Annotated in this window: 14 protein-coding genes; 4 read left to right on the top strand and 10 right to left on the bottom strand. The window is 62.7% G+C overall.

The features are described from left to right. Window positions 1–58: 58 nt before the first annotated feature. Window positions 59–1,402, bottom strand: a complete 1,344-nt coding sequence (locus AC1DQ3_RS14235; RefSeq protein ID WP_477120830.1) for an MFS transporter — start codon at window positions 1,400–1,402, stop codon at window positions 59–61. 1,519 nt (window positions 1,403–2,921) lie between these two features. On the opposite strand from AC1DQ3_RS14235, the gene ggt reads away from it, so the two are divergent. Together ggt and AC1DQ3_RS14225 are read left to right on the top strand one after the other, a co-directional pair. Then, window positions 2,922–4,658, top strand: a complete 1,737-nt coding sequence (ggt, locus tag AC1DQ3_RS14230; protein WP_477120829.1) for a gamma-glutamyltransferase — start codon at window positions 2,922–2,924, stop codon at window positions 4,656–4,658. Between the two features lie 276 nt (window positions 4,659–4,934). After that, a complete protein-coding gene (locus tag AC1DQ3_RS14225) occupies window positions 4,935–5,387 on the top strand; it encodes a VOC family protein (protein WP_477120828.1) in 453 nt (150 codons plus the stop codon). A gap of 73 nt (window positions 5,388–5,460) precedes the next feature. On the opposite strand, the gene AC1DQ3_RS14220 is transcribed toward AC1DQ3_RS14225, so the two are convergent. From AC1DQ3_RS14220 to AC1DQ3_RS14205, 4 genes are all read right to left on the bottom strand, one after another. After that, window positions 5,461–7,008 (bottom strand): class I adenylate-forming enzyme family protein, encoded by a 1,548-nt coding sequence (locus AC1DQ3_RS14220; RefSeq protein ID WP_477120827.1) that lies wholly within the window; start codon window positions 7,006–7,008, stop codon window positions 5,461–5,463. Between the two features lie 203 nt (window positions 7,009–7,211). Then, a complete protein-coding gene (locus AC1DQ3_RS14215; RefSeq protein WP_477120826.1) occupies window positions 7,212–7,721 on the bottom strand; it encodes an acetone carboxylase subunit gamma in 510 nt (169 codons plus the stop codon). A 23-nt stretch (window positions 7,722–7,744) separates the two neighbouring features. Then, complete coding sequence (locus AC1DQ3_RS14210) at window positions 7,745–10,069, bottom strand: hydantoinase B/oxoprolinase family protein (RefSeq protein WP_477120825.1); 2,325 nt, start codon at window positions 10,067–10,069, stop codon at window positions 7,745–7,747. An 11-nt stretch (window positions 10,070–10,080) separates the two neighbouring features. Beyond that, entirely contained in the window at window positions 10,081–12,225 is a 2,145-nt protein-coding gene (locus AC1DQ3_RS14205) for a hydantoinase/oxoprolinase family protein (RefSeq protein WP_477120824.1), read from the bottom strand. Window positions 12,226–12,682: 457 nt separating this feature from the next. Here AC1DQ3_RS14205 and AC1DQ3_RS14200 point away from each other — a divergent pair, with 457 nt between their 5' ends. Then, a complete protein-coding gene (locus AC1DQ3_RS14200; RefSeq protein ID WP_477120823.1) occupies window positions 12,683–13,222 on the top strand; it encodes a lecithin retinol acyltransferase family protein in 540 nt (179 codons plus the stop codon). 300 nt (window positions 13,223–13,522) lie between these two features. Beyond that, the gene (locus AC1DQ3_RS14195; protein ID WP_477120822.1) at window positions 13,523–15,526 is read left to right on the top strand and encodes a sigma-54-dependent Fis family transcriptional regulator; all 2,004 of its coding nucleotides are present in this window, start codon (window positions 13,523–13,525) and stop codon (window positions 15,524–15,526) included. Between the two features lie 267 nt (window positions 15,527–15,793). Here AC1DQ3_RS14195 and AC1DQ3_RS14190 read toward each other — a convergent pair whose 3' ends face one another. From AC1DQ3_RS14190 to AC1DQ3_RS14170, 5 genes are all read right to left on the bottom strand, one after another. Next, window positions 15,794–16,747 (bottom strand): LysR family transcriptional regulator, encoded by a 954-nt coding sequence (locus AC1DQ3_RS14190; RefSeq protein WP_477120821.1) that lies wholly within the window; start codon window positions 16,745–16,747, stop codon window positions 15,794–15,796. 120 nt (window positions 16,748–16,867) lie between these two features. After that, window positions 16,868–18,334: an N-acyl-D-amino-acid deacylase family protein gene (locus tag AC1DQ3_RS14185; RefSeq protein ID WP_477120820.1), complete on the bottom strand. Its 1,467-nt coding sequence runs from the start codon at window positions 18,332–18,334 to the stop codon at window positions 16,868–16,870. Window positions 18,335–18,371: 37 nt separating this feature from the next. Beyond that, window positions 18,372–19,487, bottom strand: coding sequence for a DSD1 family PLP-dependent enzyme (locus AC1DQ3_RS14180; protein WP_477120819.1), 1,116 nt, complete (start codon window positions 19,485–19,487; stop codon window positions 18,372–18,374). 11 nt (window positions 19,488–19,498) lie between these two features. After that, window positions 19,499–20,470: a Bug family tripartite tricarboxylate transporter substrate binding protein gene (locus AC1DQ3_RS14175; protein WP_477120818.1), complete on the bottom strand. Its 972-nt coding sequence runs from the start codon at window positions 20,468–20,470 to the stop codon at window positions 19,499–19,501. 468 nt (window positions 20,471–20,938) lie between these two features. Then, complete coding sequence (locus AC1DQ3_RS14170; RefSeq protein WP_477120817.1) at window positions 20,939–21,901, bottom strand: LysR family transcriptional regulator; 963 nt, start codon at window positions 21,899–21,901, stop codon at window positions 20,939–20,941. Window position 21,902: the final 1 nt, after the last annotated feature.

The raw sequence follows: 21,902 nt of genomic DNA, 5'->3' as shown, positions 1-21,902 counted from the left end.
TAGAACAGACGCTTGCCTGACTGACGCGCCTTGCCATTTGTGCAACGTGGATTGGCATTCAAGCTTCGGCAGCAGGAGTCAGGCCGGCCGCCTTCGCACCGGTCTTCTCCAGGTTGCCCAGGGCCAGGAACAGGCCAATGCCACCTAGAATCATCAGCGTGCCCAAGACAAACAGGCCATTGTTGAGACTGCCTGTCGTAGCCTTGATCCAGCCGATCATGGTGGGACTGAAGAAGCTCCCCAACTGACCCAGGCTGCTAATGACGGCAATCCCCCCCGCGGCGCCAACGCCAGAGAGGTAGCGTTGCGGAATCGCCCAGAAAACAGGCAGGGCCGAGAATGAGAACGTCACGGCAATGGCAAGCAACACCAGCGCAGCCGGCAGGCTGTGTGTCCAGAAGGCCAGGACGAACAACGCAATGCCGCCGCCGAACGTACAGGCGAGATAGTGCCAGCGTCGCTCCTGCTTCGCGTCGGAATGTCTGGAGATCAACAGGATTCCGATTGCCCCGATTCCGTACGGAATCGCGCTGAGATAGCCGACCTCAAAGATCGTCTTCGCACCGGCGCCCTTGATCACGGCCGGTAGCCAGAAGCTGATCGCCATCGTTCCACAGACCAGCGAGAAATAGGCAGCAGCCAGGAGATACACACGCGCATCCCTCAGCACGTCCCTCATGGAATTCGCTGCACCTTCAGTCTTCAGTCTGTCTTCTTCGCTCAGCCTGGCGAGCACGGTATCGCGCTCCTGCGGTGTCAGCCACGCGGCGCTGCGCGGACCGTCATCGATCATCCAGTAGGCCATGATCCCAAGTACTACCGCTGGAATTCCCTCCAGTATGAACATCCATTGCCAGCCTCTGAGACCATAAAGCCCATTGGTATGGTCGATGATCGTTCCGGACGCGATTCCGCCCACGACGCCGGCAACAGCAATGCCCGCGAACATCCACGAGATCGCGGAAGCTCGCCTACTTGATGGGAACCAGTAGGCCAGATAGAGTACGATCCCCGGGAAAAAGCCGGCCTCGAACAGGCCCAACAGGAAACGCATCACGTACAGTTGCCAGGGTTCAACGACAAATGCCATCCCGGCCGAAACCAGACCCCAGCATGCCATGATCCGCACGAACGTCCGGCGGGCGCCGATCCTGTGCAGGAGAAGATTACTGGGAACTTCGAACAGGAAATAGCCGAGAAAGAAGATCCCCGCGCCCAGCCCGTAAACGGCATCACTGAAACCGAGATCGCCCTTCATCTGCAACTGCGCAAAGCCAATATTGATACGATCAATGAAGGCAACAACGTAGGCAACAAAAAGGAAGGGAATCACGCGTAGAGTGACTTTCTTGTAAAGTGCGTCCTCCACCGCGGCGCAGCGGTGTTGATTCATGGGGGTCATGTTTGTCTCCGGATGCCTCTGCTTGCCAGCAGAAGTCGTTTTATGCAGCGCTGCCGTTTCCGTAGGCGCAACTGTCGATGAACAAGGCCGGTTCTTTCGGCCGCCCCGTGAAGCCAGGGGCTTGAATCAGCGATATAGGACAGGTTTCTCTGACCGTCACCGTCTTCGCGTTTGCGTGAATCCTGCCAAGCCTGACATCAGGCTGGAGAGTGGAAATTCTCTGGCCAACGTAGCCAGGTTATTGCCAACAATGCGCGCCGTGCATTCGATTCGAAAGCACCGTGAGCCGTCGCAATAATTCATTCGATCTCGTGGGCCTTGGCACTTTCGAACGTTTTGACTAATTCTCCGGTCGCCGGGTTGATTGGCTTATATTCCATCTTGCAGTCCTCGCTGTGTCAGTCGAATCCTTCAATCAAATGCCTTCGCATTCGCTCTCCCTGACATCGATCGGATTGCGCCAATGGACATCCTGAATATGGACGGCAAATGGTTGCAGATAGTGCCAGAGCCGTGCTGCCTGCATAGCGCACTGCAAATGCCGGGTGCTCGCCGGAGCTCCTGAATCTTGTCACCGTTCTTGCATCGTTGGCTCATTCTGGAACTGATCTTGCCGGCTGACAATTCCATTGGGAAAGGACGCAGCGTTCACTGCCAGTTAACTTGGCGCCGTCGACACCAGTCTCCAAAATCGGATGGGATGGGCACGTCGGTTAGTGCGCACCTTGTGTGGCCTCGTGTGACGCAGGCGGCCACTTCAGCCGCAGACATGATGTGTATTCCGACGGCCTTTTGGACGCGAAAGCACCGGCGGCCCGCAGTTTGGTCAGACTAAACCAGTGGTTTTAAGGGTCGATTGCGTCGCGGCGTCTCTGCCGTCGCTCGATCGTTGTGACGCCTCGCTGACAGCTACAGGCTCACTTCCTGGTATTCGACGCTGGATCCCGGGCTTCCAGGCTGCCGTCCGGACCAGTACCGGACTGCGGACGGCGGCCTCCGGGGCATTCGTCTGCCGCCGCGGCGAGCCCTGCCAGGGCTGGTTGGCCATCGTCGATGGACTGCTCAAGGTATGCAACACATCGGCCGATGGCAGGTTGATGACATTCGCCGGGATTCCGGCCGGCTCATGACCACGCACTTTGCAACAGGTACGAATAGCGGGGCCTTGTTCTACTTAGGCATCTTTGGCAAGGGACCTCGCCTTCGGCTGGTGTCTTAGGGTCGGGACGCCCCGCAGAACAACGGACGGGACCCGGATTGGCTGGTGTGTCGTCGAAGAATGACAATAGCCAGTGTCCGCGCCGTGATTCCCTTGTGGAGGGTACGCAATTTTTATGAGAAGATTGTGCGCCGGAAGAGCCGCGAAAGACCGTTGGGCTCGATGGTGCGTCCAACGCTTTCTCGCACATGCCAGGACCCAGCCATAGGCAAAGCTGCTGATCGGCGTTTCAGGTTGCGCCTTTAGCGGGATTCGCTTGCCTAAGGATTTCTGAATAGACGACATTCGCCAGGAGACTCGATGAATCCGAAACCAGGTTTGCGGTGGTGCGCCGCGATTGCGTCCCTTTGTCTGACGACGAGCTTCGCGCCGTCCTCGTACGCGGCTTCCGTTACCCCTGTTGCCGCTGAGAACGGTATGGTCGTAACGGCCCAACATCTGGCCACCAGGGTAGGCGTAGATGTGCTCAAGCGCGGTGGCAACGCTGTCGACGCTGCGGTGGCGGTGGGTTACGCGCTGGCCGTGGTGTATCCGGCCGCGGGCAATCTGGGCGGCGGCGGTTTCATGACCATCCAGTTGACCGACGGCCGCAAGACATTCCTTGACTTCCGCGAGGTCGCCCCAAAGGGTGCCACGGCGAACATGTACCTGGACAAGGAGGGCAACGTCATCAAGGGCGCCTCCACCAAGGGCCACCTGGCCGTAGGCGTACCCGGCACCGTGTCCGGCATGGAGTACGCTCGCCGGAAGTACGGCACGATGAAGCGCGCCGACCTGATGGCTCCGTCCATAAAGTTGGCCGAAAACGGCTTCAGGCTCGACCAGGGCGACGTGGACATGCTGCACACCTCGACCAAAGACTTCCAGGCGGACCCGGCCTCCGGCGCAGTCTTCCTGAACAAGGGCCAACCGTTCGAGGTGGGCCAGAAGCTGGTACAAGGCGACCTGGCCAAGACGCTGCGTGCGATCAGCGCCATGGGAACCGAGGGTTTTTACCAGGGCTGGGTGGGCCAGGCAATCGTCGCTTCCAGCCAGGCAGGTAAAGGCCTGATCACGCAGCAGGACCTTGACTCCTACAAAACGCGTGAACTGGCGCCGGTAGAGTGTGACTACCGCGGCTATCACGTCGTGTCGGCGCCACCGCCAAGCTCGGGTGGTGTGATCATTTGCGAGATGCTCAACATCCTGGAAGCCTATCCGCTCAAGGAACTGGGCTACCACTCAGCGCAGGCCGTGCACTACCAGATCGAGGCCATGCGTCACGCTTATGTCGACCGCAACAGCTACCTGGGCGATCCGGACTTTGTGAAGAACCCGCTGGACCGCCTTCTGGACAAGAACTACGCGGCTAAGATCCGTGCCGCGATTGACCCGAAGAAGGCGGGCGTGTCAAAGGACATCAAACCTGGCGTGGAGCCGCATGAGGGCAGCAACACCACCCACTACTCGATCGCCGACAAGTATGGCAACGCCGTGTCGGTCACTTACACGCTCAACGACTGGTTTGGCGCCAAGGTCATGGCGGCCAAGACGGGCGTGACCCTGAACGATGAGATGGACGACTTCACCGCCAAGGTCGGAGTGCCGAACCTGTATGGCCTGGTACAGGGCGAGGCCAACTCTATCGCCCCGGGCAAGCGCCCATTGTCCTCGATGAGCCCGACCATCGTCACCAAGGACGGTAAGCCGGTGATGGTGGTGGGCACGCCAGGCGGCAGTCGCATCATCACAGCCGTGCTGCAGACCATGATCAATGCCATCGACTACAACATGACCGTGCAGGAAGCCGTCGACATGCCTCGCTTCCATCAGCAATGGCTGCCGGACCTGACCAATGTGGAGGACTATGCGCTGTCGCCGGATACTCGCAAGATCCTGGAGGACATGGGGCACCACTTCGGCCCGCCACAGCCTGCCAACCATCTGGCGGCGATCATCGTCGGGGCGCCGTCGCTCAACGGCAAGCCAGTGGGCAACAACCGCTTCTATGGCGCCAACGACCCGCGGCGCAACACTGGGCTGGCCGCCGGTTATTGATCGTCATCGCACGATGGAAGCCCGCTTCGGCGGGCTTAATGAGATGGTCGCCCCCCACCCTACACGCGGGTAACGCGGTAGGGTGTTTTCTTTTCTGGAGGCCATCATGCAGAACGTCACGCTGTCGTCCCAAAACGTTTCCGCCGTTAGACTGACTGCATAGGTGGCTTCCAGAGGTGAGCAAGGTGCAAAGTCCATCGTCTGCCAGTTCGATCAGGCCAACTGTCACGCTCTCTTCCGTTCGGCCTATTTATCGTTAGACGCCAAGGAGACATCATGACAGTCAAGCGTATGGACAACGTCGGCATCGTGGTAGAAGACATCGACGCCGCCATTGAGTTCTTCACTGAACTCGGTCTCGAGCTCGAAGGGCGTGCGCCAATCGAAGGGGACTGGGCAGACGGCGTCACTGGCTTGCGCGACATGCGCGTCGAGATTGCCATGATGCGTACGCCGGACGGTCACAGCCGGCTCGAGATGTCCCGATTCCTCGCACCGCCCGTGGTCGCCGATCACCGCCGCGCCCCGGTGAACGCCCTCGGGTACCTACGCGTCATGTTCACCGTGGAGGACATTTACGATACGCTCGTCCGGCTCTGCAAACGCGGCGCGGAGCTCGTCGGCGAAGTGGTCCAGTACGAAGACACGTATCGGCTCTGCTACATCCGAGGCCCCGAAGGAATTCTCATCGGGCTTGCCCAAGAACTCGGGCAGCAGGCCACCCGATGAGCACATGTGACAGGTACAGACGTGATTGGGGTGCGCACTCGCGGAAGTCTAAGCTGAGACTCCGGTATTTCAGTCATGCAAGCCTCCAGCGCCAGGTTCTGGCATTCGCCTCTTCGCCAAGTTTGGCCAACCCATCGCGTAGCGCAGTCTTGAGTACCTTGCCGTTACTGTTCTTCGGTAATTCTTCGATGAACAGATAGGCTTTCGGCCGCTTGAATCGGGCAATGCGTTGCAAGCACCACTGGTCAAGCTCAGACATGGCCACCCGCATCCCGGTCTTCAGCACGACGAGAGCTACCGCTTCCTCTCCCCAGTCAGGATGGCGCCGGCCGACCACGGCGACTTCGGCCACCGCTGGATGAGTGAGCACAGCATCCTCCACCTCGCGCGGGTAGATATTGGAACCACCGCTGATAATCGTGTCCTTGCTGCGGTCTTTGAGGGTGAGCCGACCATGCGCATCCTGGCATCCGACATCGCCGGTGTGTAGCCAGCCGTTGCGCAGCGTCGCCGCACTGGCCCCCGGGTTGTTCCAATAGCCTTGCATAACGGTGGCGCCGCGCACCAGTACCTCGCCGATTTCCCCCACCGCGAGCGCACGGTCCTCGGCATCGGCGATGCGAATCTCCACGCCGGGCAAGGTACGCCCGACCGAAGACAGCGCTTCAAGATCGCCGGCGGCATGGGCGCCGGCGATCTCGGCGGGCGACTGAGCGGTGATCGTCATCGGACTTTCGCCTTGGCCGTAGATCTGGGCAATCTTGGGCCCCAGGCAGTCGAGTGCGGCGATCTCGTCCTCCACATAGAGAGGCGCGCCACCACAGACAACGACCTTGAGTCTGGAGAGGTCGGCTCGGGTCCGGCGTGCATACTCGACCAGGCGGTTGAGCATGGTCGGCGCCGCAAAAAAGCTCGTGCGTGGGTGTGCGGCGACGAGGCTGGCCAGCTCGGCGACATTGAAGCCTCCGGAAGGTGGAATCACTTGACTCGCGCCCTCGGCAATGTGGGGGACCATATAGAGTCCCGACCCGTGGGACATTGGCGCAGCATGAATCAGGCTGTCGCCAGGAACGATGCGTGTGACAGCGCTGGAATAGGCCCGGGACATGGCGGCGAGATTCCGGTGCGAGAGCATGACGCCTTTGGACTTGCCCGTCGTGCCGCTGGTGTAGAACAGCCACGCGAGGGCATCCTCGGCGACGTTGGTCACCGGCGTGCCTTGTGTCGCGAAGAGGGCGTGATAGCCAGTGGAGCCGACGACGATGGCCCTTGCGTCAGGCACTGCTTCGAAATCGGTGACAAAGCAGAGGCCGGCACCACTGTCCTGCATGATGCTATTGATTTCACGCGGATGCAGCTTGGCGTTGATCGGTACAGCACACAACCCCGCGTGCCAGATGCCGTACAAAAGCTCGATGTACTGCGGGCAGTTCTTCATGACCAGCGCCACCCGTTCTCCGGCATGTAGTCCGAGCCAGTCTCGCAAGCCGCAGGCGCAGCGCGCGACGCGGTCGGCAAGCTGCTCGAAGGTGCATAGCTGATCGGTGCCAAGGAAGAGCGCTGCCTGATCAGGATAGGCGCGGGCAGTGCGGACGAGCATGTGAGCAAGGTTGGGGTTCATGCTGCCTTCCCTTCAGGTACTGGCTGGATTCTTTCCGCGCAGGCCAGTCAGGCTGGGCGCGGCCGTGAAGTCGTAGGTCATGACTGCTTCTACCCGGACAAACGCCAACGTGGCGCTTGTCCGGGTCGTGCTGATATTCCCTGTTCCTCAGGGGAGCAGTTGTTCAGGGGGCAGGCATTGCCTGCCCCGCCCTCACCCGGCGATCAGTCCGGGGCGCGCTCCGGCACCGGCAGGTGTACCCATTCCTTATAGAAGGCCTCGATGTCTGGCTCGAAGTCGTGGATCACGGGATACCATGGGGTGGGGGCCTCGACGTCGTGCATGGTGCCGCACGCCGGGCAGTAGTACTCGCGATATACCTGCCACTGGGTATCCGGGGCCATCAGCCTGGGATAGACCTCGGTCATCGCCTCCTCGGTGTCTCGCACGTAGATCGAGGCATGCAGCTTCCAGTTCTCGCGGTAGTCGCAGAACTCGTGGCCGCAATCGCACTTGACCACCCACTTCCTGGTGCCGGCCGATTGCACAATATGCATGTGCGGGCCGAGCGGAAGCACGATGCGGTCCGGGAAGCTCACCTTGGCCTGCAGGGCGGCCAGGTACTGCTCGAACCGGCTATCATCCTTGGGCATCGAGAGCATGCGGAAGGTGGTTTCCCAGTCCAGGGAGCCTTCGACGAGGTGGGCGACCTGTTCATTGGTGTAGGCAGACATTCTTTAACTCCTTGATTCGGTGATTACTCTTCGACCTGGACGACGGTGGTGACGTCGGGCAGCAGGGAGAGGTCCATCCGGTGCTTGGCGCCGTAGGACGGCACGCCAAGTTCTTCCTCCAGCAACTGCCAGTCCGCGGGGAGATTCCAGAATGCCTTGAACTCCCGCGTGAACTTCTCCGACAGGGCGAAGCTGGTGGCGAACATGTGTTGCACCTGGACGGACGCGTGCTTGTTGAGGATGCGTTCGCGCTCTTCCTTCATCCATTCGCGGGTTGGCAGGGACCGGGCCAGGCGTTCCTTGCGGATCTCGGCACGGCGGGCCTGGGTTTTGCCTGCATCCACCGTGAACACGCCCTTGGCGTCCTGGGTGAAGACGGCGCCATAGACCTTCTGCGCATATTCCGGCAGCAGGAATTTCTGGTTGAGGTCCGCCTCGACGGCCTTCGGATCCCGGTCGATCGGGTCACCAAAGCCTGGGCCCCCGCGCAGGTAGTTGAGGTACAGGTCGTGGTTGGCGTAGCAGTCCTCGGTGGTGATGCACTGCTTGTCACGCTTGACCACGGCAGTGGCATCGATGTGGCGCTCGTAGTCCGGGTTGCCCGGATCGATGTCGCCGCCCAGAGGCAAGGAATCGCCGATGGCGATGCGTTTGTCCAGCCCTGTCTTGTGTGCCTCGAAGCGGTAGCCAGTGGCTGAGGGATAGCCGCCCATCATGCCCCAATCGCTATTCATGAAGCCGTTGCCCATGAAGAACATGGTCCAGTCCTGGGCATTCCACACCATGCGCAGCGTTTCGAAGCCGCAACCGCCACGGTACTTGCCATACCCGCCGGAGTTGGCCTTGACGTTCCGGCCGAGGTAGAGCAGTGGCTCGGCCATCTCCCAGATCTCGATGTCACCCATGTCGCCTTCCGGGTTCCAGATGGCGGCGGCGTGGTTGAGGCCATCCTTGACGGCGCAGGCGCCTGTACCGCAGGAGCTGGCCTCGAAGCTGTTGACCGCGTGGATCTCGCCATCCTGATTGATGCCGCCGCCTTGCAGCCAGTTGGAGGTGTTGGCATTACCGGCGTTGACCTCCTCCAGATATCCGCGGCTGAAATAGGACTGGGAAAGACCGCGCCACAGGGCCGCCCAGCCGGAGACCAGGAAGTGCCAGGCGTAGGCGTGGCCGGTGCGGCGGTCATCCGGGTTGCACCAGGTCCCTTTTGGCAGGCGGAACTCGGTGGCGAAGTAGGCACCGTCGTTGATGCGCTGAGTGGGCACCAGGGTCTGGCACATCATCACCCAGATTCCGGAAGTGAATGCCACCTGATGGGCGTTGAACGTGTGCCAGCCCCAGCGGCTCGCGCCTTCGAAGTCGAGGCGCCACTTGCCGTCCGGCTTGATAGTCATCTCCACCGGCGAGTGCATGATGGAGTCGAGCTTGGCGAAGGCGTTGGAGACTTGCACATCCTCGTGCTTGTATGGCACGTCGACAAAGGAGACCTTGCGGTATTTGCCCGGCAGGGTCATGGCCTTGATACGGCTCTGCAGTCCGCGGCGGCCTTCTTCGATGACCTCGTAGGTGAATTTCTCGTAAGCCTCGATGCCGTCGGCGCGAATCACCTCCTCCACCAGTTCGCGGATCATGTGGCAGCCGGCGATGCGGGTCTTTTCGTCGAGGATCCAGTACTTGGGCGTGCGCACTGAGCGCTGGGACTCGTGCAGCCAGTCGCGCAGCGGCTCGTCGTTCACGCCGGTCTTGCGGCAGGTGATCATGTAGCCGTCGCCGAAGCGCTGGGTCTGCCCGGTGGACATCGAGCCCGGCGTCACCGAGCCGGTGTCGATGACGTGGGTGACGCCGCCCACCCAGCCGATCAGGCGGCCCTCCCAGAAGATCGGCACGATGGTGGCGATATCACAGGGGTGCACGTTGCCGATGGCGCAGTCGTTGTTGGTGAACATGTCACCCGGATTGATGCCGGGGTTGAGTTCCCACTGGTTCTCGATCATGTACTTGATCGCCGCGCCCATGGTGCCGACGTGAATGATGATGCCGGTGGAAGTCAGCACGCAGTCGCCCACGGCGTTGTAGAGCGTGAAGCAGAGTTCGCCCTCTTGCTCGACGATTGGGCTGGCGGCAATCTTCTTGGCGGTTTCACGGGCATGGACCAGGCCGCCGCGCAGCTTGGAGAACAGCTTCTCGTAGCCGATCGGGTCGCTGTCACGGAATTCCAGCTTCTCGAGACCGTTGTAGTGGCCGGTGGCCTTGGTGCGCTCGATGATGCCGTCGCGGTGCTGCTTGAGCGTCTGGCCGTTCTGCAGCAGGTCGGCGAAGCCGACTTCTTTATTGCTCATCATGTTCATGGCGGGTCTCCTTACTTCACTTCCTTGAGATGGAACAGGCGGTGCTTGTCGATCGTGGTTTCGAAGCCGTCGGGCACGACGAAGGTCGTGGCGTCGGATTCGATGATGGCGGGACCCACAATGTGGTTGCCGGCCTTGAGGGATTCCATCTTCCAGAGCGCGGCATCCACCCACTTCTTGTGGCGGTAGAAGGGACGGGTACCGAGATAGGCTTCCTTGGGCGGCGTCGGGCCGGCATCCGTGTCTTCGGGCAGCACCGGCTTCTGGGTCACGACGGTGCCGCGCAGGATGGCGCCGGTGATCGAGAAGCCCAGTTCCGGCGAGCGGGCGGAGCTCGCGTAGACGCGGCCGTAGGTGTTCTCGAAGGCCTCGACGATCTGGTCCCAGTCGGCGGCGGTGGCGGCGCGGGTCACCGGCGAGACGATTTCGAGGTCGTTGAGCTGGCCCATGTACTGCATCTTGTAGCCGGGGATGAGCAGCACGTCCTCGGGCTTGTAGCCGTTGAGGACGAATTCGTCGATGACCTTGACAGCCAGTTCAGACCAGGCTTCCTGCAGGCTCTTGCAGGCGGCTTCCTTGTCGGCGTCGGGGGCGCGCTGGGCAACACCAAGGTCCACTGACTTGTCGTAGCGGTACTCGAAGTCGGCGCAGGCGCAGCCGAAGGCCGAGAAGCCGGCCGCCCAGGCCGGCACGACGACGTCTTTGAAGCCGACGCCCCCGGTGTAGCCGTAGGTGTGCACCGGGCCGGCGCCGCCGTAGGAGAAGCAGGTGAATTCCGCCGGGTTGTAGCCCTTGGCACTGATGTTGGCGCGCAGGTACTCGGAAAGGGTGAGATCGAGCAGCTCGATGACCCCGGCGGCGGCATCCTCGACCGACAGGCCGAGCGGGTCGGCGATCTGCGCCTTGATGTGGTCGCGGGCGCGCTGCACGTCGAGCTTGATGGCGCCGCCCAGGAAGTTCTCCGGGTTCAGGTAGCCGAGCACGACGTGGCAGTCGGAGACAGACACCGTGTCGAGGCCGCTTTCCGGCCAGCAGGTGCCGACGCGGTAGCCGGCGCTGTCGGGGCCGAGCTTGATCGACTTGCTGTAGGGGTCCAGGCGCACGAAGCTGCCGGCGCCGGCGCCGACCGAGTCCATCGCCACCAGGGGCAGCGAAAGGACCAGCCGGGCCATGTCGGGGTCGGACTTGATGGCGAAATTGCCCTTGGTGATCAGGGCCACGTCGAAGCTGGTGCCACCGATGTCGGAGCAGGCGATGTTCTCGTCGCCCAGGTATTCGCCCAGTAGCCTGGAGCCGATGACGCCGCCGATGGGGCCGGAGACGATGGTGCGTGCGAGTTCCTTGGCCTTCCAGCTGATTGTGCCGCCGTGCGTGGCCATCACCCGCAGGTCGAACCTGGCGCCGTGCTTCTTGAACCGGTCGCTCACCTTCTTCAAGGTCTGGCGCGAAGGCTCTGCGCCGTAAGCCTCGAGGATGGTGGTATTCATCCTGTGGCTCTCTTTGCGCGACGGGTAGTAGTCCACCGAGGCGAAGACCGGGATATCCGCCTTCAGCTTATTCAGCTCCTCGCGCACGATGTCACGGGCGCGCTGCTCGCTGGTTTCGTTCTTGTGGGACTGCAGCAGGCAAATGACGATGGCTTGTGCGTTGGCCTCTACCAGTTCCCGGGTAGCCTGGCGGACTTCGTCCTCACGCAACGGGATCACGACCCGCCCCTGCACGTCGGTACGCTCGGTGACGCCACGCGTGCGCGAGACGGGCACCAGAGGTTCATCGTAGCGGTGCGTGTTCAGGTGGATTCGGTCCTCCAATGCATAGCCCAGATAGCTCTGCAGGGCGCGGCCCATCGAATGAATCTGCTCGAAGCCGCGGTTGCAGATAAGGCCAACGGCGAGACCCTTGCGCATCAGGATGCGGTTGAGCATGGCCGTACCGGAATAGACACAAGTCACCAGTTCCGGATAGACGTCGTCCACTGTCCGGTCCCAGTGGGCGAGAGCATCTTCGGAAGAGTTGTAGATGGCAAGCGATTCGTCGCCGGGATTGCTCTGCGCCTTGCCGACCACGAAGCGGCCATCGGAGCGCACGAAGAATGTGTCGGTCATCGTGCCACCAGCATCGATGCCCATCACCTGTACGGTGGACTGCGATTGCATACTGCCTCCTGTCATTGATGTAGTCATGGTGGGATCTCCCACAACCCATCCATGGCAAAGCTTGTGCCAGACCTGGCCGGCACCAGGGAGCCGCCCCGCAAGGCGATTGAAATCAAGGAGTTGCCGGCATTCCTTGGCCACATCCCTGGCCACATCCCTGGTCGGGGGGCCAGGTGTCGCTGTCCGGATTCCCGACGCTCTGCGCAGCGGTGTCCGGGAATCGGACGCTTTCCGGACAGCGATCGATGCGAATGGCATCAGGCAAGCCCCGGCATTTACGAGTTGGAGACCTGACGGTTGCCCAATGCGGATCGCGCCAGGCGCGGGCACGTAGGCCTGCCTGTCGCCGCCGAGGCGAACTTCGACTTTCCTGTGCTCCGCCACGCAGATCGCTTGTAGCGCTGGCACGCGCTATGCGCTGGTTTCACGCGAATGGCAGCGGAACGTGGTGAAGCCCATGAAGAATTCGGTGAGGTCAAGGCGCCTGATTTTTGAAGCGGTTGCCGAAATGGACCTGGCGATCGGAACCCATCTTGTCACCGATCGGCTTTGCTACACGCATCATGGCGTCTATGCGGGGGCCGGCAAGGTCGTGCATTACGCGGGTCTGTCGCGGTCGCTCCGTCGCGGCCCGGTGCACGAGGTCACGCTCGCGGAATTCGCGCAGGGGCATGCGGTCTGGGTTCGGCAAAGCCCCGGCGCCAGGTTCGCTGGTGTGGAAGCCGTCCAACGCGCCTACTCCCGCATCGGTGAGGATCGCTATCGCCTGATTTCCAATAACTGTGAGCACTTTTGTATGTGGTGCTTGTATGGCGAGAGCCGCAGTGATCAGATCGACGTATGGAAGTTCTGGCCACGCGGTGTGCTGGCTGCCGGGTTCAAAGTTGTCAGGCGGCTCACGGTCACAACCTCGCTAAGCGTATCCGTGCTGCGAGCAGTTTTCCGATTCGGATTCGAGGGCAGGACGTTCGCGAACTCAACGCAATCCACTTCCTGAACCTGCGCGCTGGCGCATCGCGAAAGACCAATGGCTAGTCGGCACGGACGGCCTCCGCCACATCGGCCACCGTGCATACGCTCAGCCGTTCGTGGCGGCTGCGGCTACTGCTACCGTGCTTGTCGCGGGCGCATATTGGCGCTGTCCGGTTTCCGGACACCTGAAGCCGCGATGACCGGAAACCCGACACCTTCCGGTTGGTTTGTTGCAAAGCACAAATTATTGATTTGAAAAGAGATTGATTGACTTGGTGATGGCACGCGGATACGGTTACTCTAGTCAATTGAGAGCGATCGTCCCATGCCGTTTTCTCGTTGCGGCACCCTGATCCCCCGCATCGGCGACGAACCCATCGTGGCCTCCGCCTGGGAGCATTTTGTGCAGGACCAGCCCCTGGAAGTGGCAGGTGTGCGCAGCGTCGTCCTGGCATCGTGGCAGCGGTGCCGTTCTGAGGCCGTTGACCCTGCCAGGCACTCCGCACCGGGGGCTGCCGCCGAACGTGTCCGCCAGTTGCAGCGCCAGAACCGGGAACTCTGCGATGCCGCGCGTCCGGCACTCGAGAGCCTGCGCGATATCCTGCGGGAATGCGGAACCCTCATCATGCTCTGCGACCCGGGCGGCACCGTTCTCCACCTCAATGGCGAGACCAGGGCCCGCAGCGTTGGCGAGGGGATCAACCTGGCCACCGGTGGCTGCTGGAATGAGGATGTCATCGGCACCAATGCCATCGGCACCGCGATCGCCACCGCCGCTCCGGTTCAGATCCATGCCGACGAGCATTTCTGCCTGGACGTCAAGCGCTGGACCTGTGCCGCGGCTCCCATTCTTGATCCCTTTAGTCGCACCCTGCTGGGCGTGGTGGACGTTTCTGGCGTCAAGGAAACCTTCCATGGCCACACCCTGGGCCTGGTGGTGACTGCCGCCAGGCAGATCGAGAGCGAACTGGCCCGCCGCGACGTTGCGCTCCACGAGCGGCTGCTGACCCGAGCCATCGATCATTTCATCCGTTACGCCAGCGACTACGTTGTGCTCGTCGACAGCCGTGGGCGCATTGTTCGCACTAACGGCAATGCGCAGGCGGCGCGGGAGCGCTATGACGTGCGGCTGCCCTCGGAAGTTGGCGGCCAGGTGCCAGGACTCAACCTCGCACTGTCCGAGATCGATCGGTCCTGCCAACGCCTGGAATGGCTGCGCCCCGAATGGCTGCACCCCGTGAAGGACCATGACGGTATGCTGGGTACGGTGCTGGTGATTCCGCTCGGGGTGCGCCAGAATCGAACCGCGGTATTGCTGCCCACGGCCAATACAACGCCCGCAGGTAAAGATGCATTTGGCGAAATCATCGGCGAAAGCGAGGTTTTGCAGGCAACCAAGGCACGCGCTCGCCGTATCGCCCCTCTCGATCTGCCTGTACTGCTCTTGGGCGAGACTGGAGCAGGGAAGGAACTCTTTGCCCGCGCGCTGCATCGGGCGGGTAGCCGCGCCGAGGGGCCCTTCATTGCCGTCAATTGCGGCGCTTTCACCCGTGAGCTGTTGGCTAGCGAGCTCTTTGGCTATACCGATGGCGCCTTTACCGGAGCCCGTCGTGGTGGCCTTCCGGGTAAGTTTGAGCAGGCCGACGGCGGTACGCTGTTCCTGGATGAGATCGGCGAGATGCCACTCGACATGCAGCCCCACCTGTTGCGCGTGCTGCAGGATGGCATCGTGGTCCGCCTGGGCGATACCCGCGAGCGGCGCGTTACGGTACGCGTGATCGCAGCCACTAACCGTGATCTGCAGAAAGAGATCGCCGCCGGGCGCTTCCGCGAAGACCTGTACCACCGGCTATGCGTGGTCAGCCTGCAACTACCGGCACTACGCGACCGACCTGGCGATATCGAGGCAATCATCGAGCATCTCAACAGCAAACTGGCACACAAGTATGGCTGTGCGCCCAAGCGGCTCGAACCCGCCGTGCGCCAGGCGCTTCTGGGCTATCGCTGGCCGGGCAACATACGTGAACTGCAGAATGTCTTCGAGGTTATGTTCGCGCTCGGCGACGGCGACATCATCGATACCTCTCTACTACCCCCGACCATCGCACAGATGGCCCAGGGCTCTTTTGCCATATCCACCTCAACGTCAATCCCTGTTTCATGCGGTCGCCTTGAGGAAATGGAGAGACAAGCGATACTCGATGCGATTGCGAATGCCCAGGGAAATATGTCTATGGCCGCCCGAGCGCTGGGAATTTCGAGGAGCACGCTGTACGTCAAACTGGCCGCGATTCGGGCTCAGCTCAGCAATTCAAATGCCGCCATTTAGGGGCGCGCTCGCGCACTGACGGTTGCCTGGCGAGGAAGCGATGATCGACTGCCTCCGCATGGATGGCCGCTCGCTATCATTCAATGGCCGATCCTCGGACCTCCGCCGGCGCGTAAGGAAAATTGAAGTCGAGCTGGACTGCATTTTTTCGTCCTTCACCGTCGTTCGGTGAAGACGGGAACCCGGCGTCTACCGGATGGCCGGTTGGCCGCTTCTGACTGACTCGCGCGCCGGTCCGACGGACATGAGCACTTTGCAGGTGGCTCATTATCCTCTTGAGGGAAGACCTGATCTTAGCCCCCGCCGTGGCGCGCTCTCCCGCCACGGCGGCTGGGGCTTGAAGCGTGACTGCAGGAAGGAGAGGAACAGCTTGACCCGCGCCGACAAGCGCGCGCGGCTCGCGATCAGCGCCACAACGTCCGCATCCGGCAAGACCCAGTCGGGCAGCAGACGCACAAGGCGGCCGGAGGCCAGGCTTTCGGCCACGTCCCATTCCGACCGCAAGATCACGCCCTTGCCCTCGAGCGCCCATTGCCGGGCGACCTCGCCGTCGTTGGTGCTCAGGATCGCAGGCACGCGCACGGCGGCTTCCGTGCGCAGCTTGCGAAAGCGCCAAAGGGTCACGTCCTCGTGGTTCTCGCGCAGCACGATGCAGTCGTGTCGCGCCAGGTCCTTGGGTTCATGCGGCGCGGGGCGGCGCGCGAGATAGCGCGGGGATGCGCAGAGCAGCCGCGAGTTCGGGGCGATCGGGTAGGCGACCATGCTCGAATCCGGCAGGCTGCCGATATGGACGATCAGGTCGAACCGATTGGCCTCTGCCGCGGACACGACGTCGCTGAGCGTCAACGACACCATCAGCTTGGGATGCTGTGTGTGGAAGTCAGCGATGGCCCCCGCCAGGTAGTGCCGGCCGAAGCCGAGCGGGCCGCAGACATGCAGCGTGCCAGCCACCTCACCCGAGCGCTCGCGCACCGTGTCGACTAGGGCATCCAGGTCCGCCAGCAGCGCGACGGCGCCGGCATGGAACAACTCGCCCTCCTCGGTCAGGCTGAAGCGCCGTGTGCTGCGGTGGGCCAGCTGAGTGCCGAGGTTCAACTCCAGCTGCTGTAGCCGCTGCGATACTGCCGAAGGTGTCACGTCCAGCCGGCGCGCCGTCTCCGCCAGGGAGCCGCTCTCGGTGATGGTGACAAAAAAGCGCAAGTCGTTGATGTCATGTGGCATGGCCCGAATGTTACGCCCGTCCCCCCCGCATCGTCGACTCCCGCGTTAGCACTCGGCCGTGCTGCCGCAGCCGTGCTCCTCGTATGCGCGGGCGTTTCCGGTTGTTCCACCATTGGCAGGTCAGCTCTGCGCATCCTGCGGCTCGCGCGCCAGCACGCGCCCTGGCCTCGCGCCCGTCGACCGCCCGCCTTGCCAGACGAGGGCGCCGTTGACGATGACCGTATCGATACCGTGCGCCGGAGCTATCGGCGCCTCGTAGGTGGCAGCCGCGTCGATGGTGTCGGCGTCGAACAGGGCCAGGTCGGCGAACGCGCCTTCCTTGAGCACGCCACGGTCCTTCAGGCCGAAATTCTTCGCGGTGAGACCGGTCATCTTGCGCACGGCAGTCTCCAGGGGGAACAAGCCAAGGCTGCGGCCGTAGTGGCCCAGCACGCGGGGGAAACTCCCCCACAGACGGGGATGCGGAGATGCGTCGTGCGGCAGGCCGTCCGAGCCGATCATGACTTCGTCGTGCTTCAGGATGCGCTGCACGTCGGCTTCGTCCAGCCGAAAGTAAATCCCGCCCGCGGGGCTTAGGCGGCGGATCGCTTCGTCCTGGTCCACGCCCAGCTTGCGGGCGATGGCGTCTAGATCCTGCCCGGCGAATTCCGGGAGCGCCTTCGACCAGCTCACGATGACGCGAGACGAACTGGCCGCGCGGTCGGCCGAGAGGACCGTGGAGCCGGCGGTGTAGGGATAGCAGTCGATGCAGATCGGCTGAGTCGCCATGTTCCGCTCAATGAAGGACAGCGCTTCCTGCGACCGGCCCTTGTTCTTTTCGCCGACCACCTTGAGGTGCGAGATCACCACCGGCACGCCGACCTCGCGGCCAATGCGGAAGGTTTCCTCCAGCGAATCGAGCACTCGGTCCGCTTCATCACGCATGTGGGTGCAGTACACGCCGCCAAATGCCTTAAGCGGGCCGCAGACGTCGATCACCTCCTCGGTCGGTGCCGCGATCGAGGGCTCGTAGAACAGGCCGGTCGAGACACCGATGGCGCCGGCTTCCAGCGCTTCGTACACCAGGCTGCGCATCCGCTCGATCTGCGCCCGCGATGCCGGCTGCTCCAGATCATCCACGGTCGCTACGCGCAGCGTGGTGTGACCTACCAGCAAGGCGCAGTTGGTGGCCGCGGGCTTGCCGCGCAGCTCCGCGATGTAGGAGGCAAATGTGGGGAAAGCGAACCAGTCGCCCTTCTCGTCGAGCAGGTTCAGTGGCGGCGTGACCGGCTGCGGGATCGGCCGTGGCATCGGCGCGAGTGAGATGCCGCAGTTGCCCGCGATTACCGTGGTGATGCCCTGGCTGACCTTGGGCGCCATGTCGGGGCTGGACAGCATTAGACGGTCGTCGTGTGTGTGGGCGTCGATGAAGCCCGGCGCCGCGATGCGGCCTTTGAGGTCGATCTCCAACTCGCCGCGCGCGCTCCTCAAATCGCCGATGCGGGCGATGCGCTCGCCGCGGATGCCGATGTCACCCGCGTAACGCGGCGCACCCGTGCCATCCACGATGCTCGCGTTGCGGATCAGCAGATCAAATTTTTCGTCCATGGGGTCTCTTAAAGAAATTTTCGTGGCGCACCGGCGCTCACAACAGCGCGCCGCGCGCGGCAACCGGCCAAAGGGCCTCCACTCTGTCGCCGCGCACGCACACCAATTCATCGTAGAGATTGACGGTCGGGTCACAGTGGCCCGGCACCAGCATCAGCGCTTCGCCCAGCGACACTGCGGCCGCATCGCCGGTGGCCAAGACGCCATGTTCGTCGGCGGCCTTCACATAGCGCAGGTCGGGCCGCTGCCAGACGGCGGGCATGCCCGAATCCACGCTCGACGCCTTCAGGCCGGCATCCACGATCGCGCGCTGCGGAGTCGCCCGGCTCATGACGGTCGTGCGCACGAACAATGCGTGCTCGAAGGGCACATCGCCCTCGCCGCGTTCGTTGTCGCCGTAGTCGCGGTCCAGGAATATATAGGAGCCCGCCTGGAGCTCGTTGAAGACGCCACTGTCGCGTTCATGCAAGAAAGTGCCGGTGCCGGCGCCCGTGACACGCTCGACAGCGATACCGCAGGCCTCGATGGCGTCGCGCGTCATGCGCGCCGCCTCGATCGCCTCTTTGATAGCCGCGGTGCGTTGCTGCGGCGAGCGCAAATGCTGGGCGGGTCCGTGGTAGCACTGCAGCCCGGCGAAGCGCAGTCCCGCGCTGCCTGTAATCTGCCGGGCCAGCTGCGCTGCCTCGTCACCCGGCGCCACACCGCAGCGGTCGGCGCCGACGTTGACCTCGACATAGACGTCGAGAGTGACGGCATGCGCCTGCGCGGCGGCGGCCAGCGCCCGCACCTGCTGCGGATGATCGGCCAGCACGCCGATACGCGCCTTGCGTGCGAGCAGAGCCAGGCGGCGCAGCTTGGCGTCGCCGATCATCTGGTTGGTGACCAGAATGTCGCCAATGCCCGCTTCCACGAACACGGCTGCCTCGCTGACCTTCTGGCAGCAGATGCCCACCGCGCCCATCGCGACCTGCCGCAAGGCGATCTCCGGGCACTTATGGCTCTTGGCGTGGGCTCGCAGGCGCACATTGCGGCCGCGCAATGCATCAGCCATGCGCTTCAGATTGCGCTCGAACGCATCCAGGTCGAGCACGAGCGCGGGTGTGTCGATGGCAACGACGGGGTCGCCAGGTTGGGCAGCTTTCCAGGGACTCATGGGAATTTCCTTCAATCGATCTTGGCGCCTGAGAACTTCACGATCTTGGCCCACTTGACCGTCTCGCGGCGGGAGAGATCCAGGAATTCATCGGGCGTGCTAGGCGCGATTTCCGCCCCCAGCAACTTGAATCGCTCTCGCACCGCGGGGCTCTCCAGCGCGATGCGGATCTCGCGGTTGAGGCGGGTGACGATATCTTTGGGCATGTGGGCCGGGCCGATGATTCCGCCCCACGCCGACACCTCGAATCCGGGCACGCCGGATTCGGCAATCGTGGGAACGTCCGGATACGCAGCCGAGCGCTGCGCCGATGAGATGCCAAGCGCCCGCACCTTGCCCGTCCGGGCCATCGGAGCGGAAACCGGCGTGTTGATCATCATGAGCTGGATGCCACCGCCGATCAGGTCCGTGATGGCCGAGGTCGCCGCGCGGTAGGGCACATGCAGCATGTTGACGCCGGTCATCGCCTTGAAGAGTTCGACGCCCAGGTGCGCCGTGGTGCCGTTGCCATCCGATCCGAAGGCCAGCTTGCCCGGATTCTTTTTCGCATAGGCGATCAGTTCGGGAACGGTCCTGACGGGCACGCTGTTGTTGACGATCATCATGTTGGACAGGCGCAGCGTGTTCGCGATCAGCGTCAGGTCCTTCTCGACGTCGTACGGTACCGAGGGCAGCAGCGACTTGTTGGTCGCTAGGGAGACGATATTGCCGTAGGCCAGCGTATAGCCGTCAGGCGCGGACTTCACCAGGTCCATGGTGCCGATCACGTAGGAGCCACCGGGCTTGTTGTCGATCACGATGGGCACGCCCAATTGCTGTGCCAGCTGTGGACCGAGGGCCCGCATTAACGCGTCCGGAGCACCGCCGGGAGCCGACGGCACGATCAGGCGGATCGGCTTGTCGGGATAGGCCGCAACGGCTGGCGCCGCGGCGACGGCCATTACGGCAAGGAAGAAAATGGGGGGCAACAGACGTCTGAACATGGCACGGACGCATGGTGGGTGGAGTAAGACAGGAAGGGAAACGAACCTGTCCTTCGTACACCAGCTGCCACACGTACCATGTGCGGATTTGCGAGGACTGCGTGGGATCGAAGCCTGCAGCGCGACATTCTCGGCGACGACAGGCACGGGGTCCCGGGCCGGCTTCCTGAGCGACGCTGTATGGGCGAGGAGGCCGGGGGCACGGAAAGAGAGAAGGCTCACTGGGTTCCTTTTGGCGGTAGAGCCGCCGGCTACCACACGCTTGCGACTTGCGTGTGAACGAACGGTAAGCCTGCGCACTCAAAACAGAAACTAGCCCCAGCTACATTCAGTATTCAGCCGCGCTTACGAATAGCCGGTGTCGAAGCGTGCTAACTTCGCGGGTCTTGGAGAAGCGGGACACCCCTGCCCTACGCAGGGACGAGTCGAACGCGGTCCCATGCATGGAATTCACGCAGACTATCAGCCTCATTTTCGCGAGCCGGCGCGCTTCGCGTCAGCTTGTACCCGGACCTTGCCATCGCCTGCCGTGCGGCTCTTCACATGATCGATGAACGCGCGCAACTTCGGCATGATCTGCCGGTGGCCTGGATAGCAGAGAAACACCCCCGGTCTCACCGGCGCGTACGCCTCCAGCACCTGTACCAGTTTTCCCGATCTCAACCCAACAGCTGCCAGGGGCTCCGGCAACTGGGCAAGGCCCAGGCCTTCCATCGCCGCGCCAAGCGTGGTGGGAAAGTCACTGGCGATGAGGGGGCCGGATACGGCGATCTCGATCGTTTGGTCGTTGTCGTTGAATGACCATAGCGCGAGGGCGCCGTTGGATCGCCGCCATCGCAAGCATGCATGTTGGCGCAGGTCGTTCGGGTGTCTGGGCCGGCCGCGCTCCGCGAAGTAGGCGGGGCTGCCGACGACGATGAGACGAAATGGTGGCGTCATTGGCACCGCGACCATATCGGGAGCAACGAGGTGTCCCTGCCGGACAGCGGCATCGAATCCTTCGGCCGCAAGGTCGATCACCTCCTTGCTCGCAGCAAGCTCCACCTCGACCTCGGGATAAGCCTTGCAGAAGGGTGCGATCAGCTCCAGCAGAATCGGGATTACCGCGCGCGGCACCGAGAGACGCAGCAATCCGGCTGGCCGCTGGCCGAGTCCACGCGCAACTTCACTGGCGGCGACCAGTTCCTCGAAGGCAGGTTTTGCGCGCGCAAGAAATCGTTCGCCGGCTTCGGTCAAGCCGACACTGCGCGTGGTGCGTATGAAGAGCGCTGCGCCAATGCGCGCTTCGAGTATACGCACCGTCTGGCTGATAGCCGACGGCGTCACGCCGAGCTCCGCGGCTGCCTTGCGAAAACTGCGATGCTGGGCGACGCTCAGGAACACCTCCACGCCGTCGAGCGCGCCCTGTCTGACTGTGAAGTTCTGCTTCATA

This window comes from Cupriavidus sp. 01T418 (assembly GCF_056398885.1).
This window is presented reverse-complemented; position numbering and strand designations above follow the sequence as displayed.

Excerpts from the sequence above, each read along its gene's own strand:
- AC1DQ3_RS14235 (WP_477120830.1), bottom strand. The coding sequence starts at position 1,402 with ATGACCCCCATGAATCAACACCGCTGCGCCGCGGTGGAGGACGCACTT.
- AC1DQ3_RS14195 (WP_477120822.1), top strand. The coding sequence starts at position 13,523 with ATGCCGTTTTCTCGTTGCGGCACCCTGATCCCCCGCATCGGCGACGAA.
- AC1DQ3_RS14210 (WP_477120825.1), bottom strand. The coding sequence starts at position 10,069 with ATGAACATGATGAGCAATAAAGAAGTCGGCTTCGCCGACCTGCTGCAG.
- ggt (WP_477120829.1), top strand. The coding sequence starts at position 2,922 with ATGAATCCGAAACCAGGTTTGCGGTGGTGCGCCGCGATTGCGTCCCTT.
- AC1DQ3_RS14215 (WP_477120826.1), bottom strand. The coding sequence starts at position 7,721 with ATGTCTGCCTACACCAATGAACAGGTCGCCCACCTCGTCGAAGGCTCC.
- AC1DQ3_RS14170 (WP_477120817.1), bottom strand. The coding sequence starts at position 21,901 with ATGAAGCAGAACTTCACAGTCAGACAGGGCGCGCTCGACGGCGTGGAG.
- AC1DQ3_RS14205 (WP_477120824.1), bottom strand. The coding sequence starts at position 12,225 with ATGCAATCGCAGTCCACCGTACAGGTGATGGGCATCGATGCTGGTGGC.
- AC1DQ3_RS14175 (WP_477120818.1), bottom strand. The coding sequence starts at position 20,470 with ATGTTCAGACGTCTGTTGCCCCCCATTTTCTTCCTTGCCGTAATGGCC.
- AC1DQ3_RS14225 (WP_477120828.1), top strand. The coding sequence starts at position 4,935 with ATGACAGTCAAGCGTATGGACAACGTCGGCATCGTGGTAGAAGACATC.
- AC1DQ3_RS14180 (WP_477120819.1), bottom strand. The coding sequence starts at position 19,487 with ATGAGTCCCTGGAAAGCTGCCCAACCTGGCGACCCCGTCGTTGCCATC.
- AC1DQ3_RS14190 (WP_477120821.1), bottom strand. The coding sequence starts at position 16,747 with ATGCCACATGACATCAACGACTTGCGCTTTTTTGTCACCATCACCGAG.
- AC1DQ3_RS14185 (WP_477120820.1), bottom strand. The coding sequence starts at position 18,334 with ATGGACGAAAAATTTGATCTGCTGATCCGCAACGCGAGCATCGTGGAT.
- AC1DQ3_RS14220 (WP_477120827.1), bottom strand. The coding sequence starts at position 7,008 with ATGAACCCCAACCTTGCTCACATGCTCGTCCGCACTGCCCGCGCCTAT.
- AC1DQ3_RS14200 (WP_477120823.1), top strand. The coding sequence starts at position 12,683 with ATGAAGAATTCGGTGAGGTCAAGGCGCCTGATTTTTGAAGCGGTTGCC.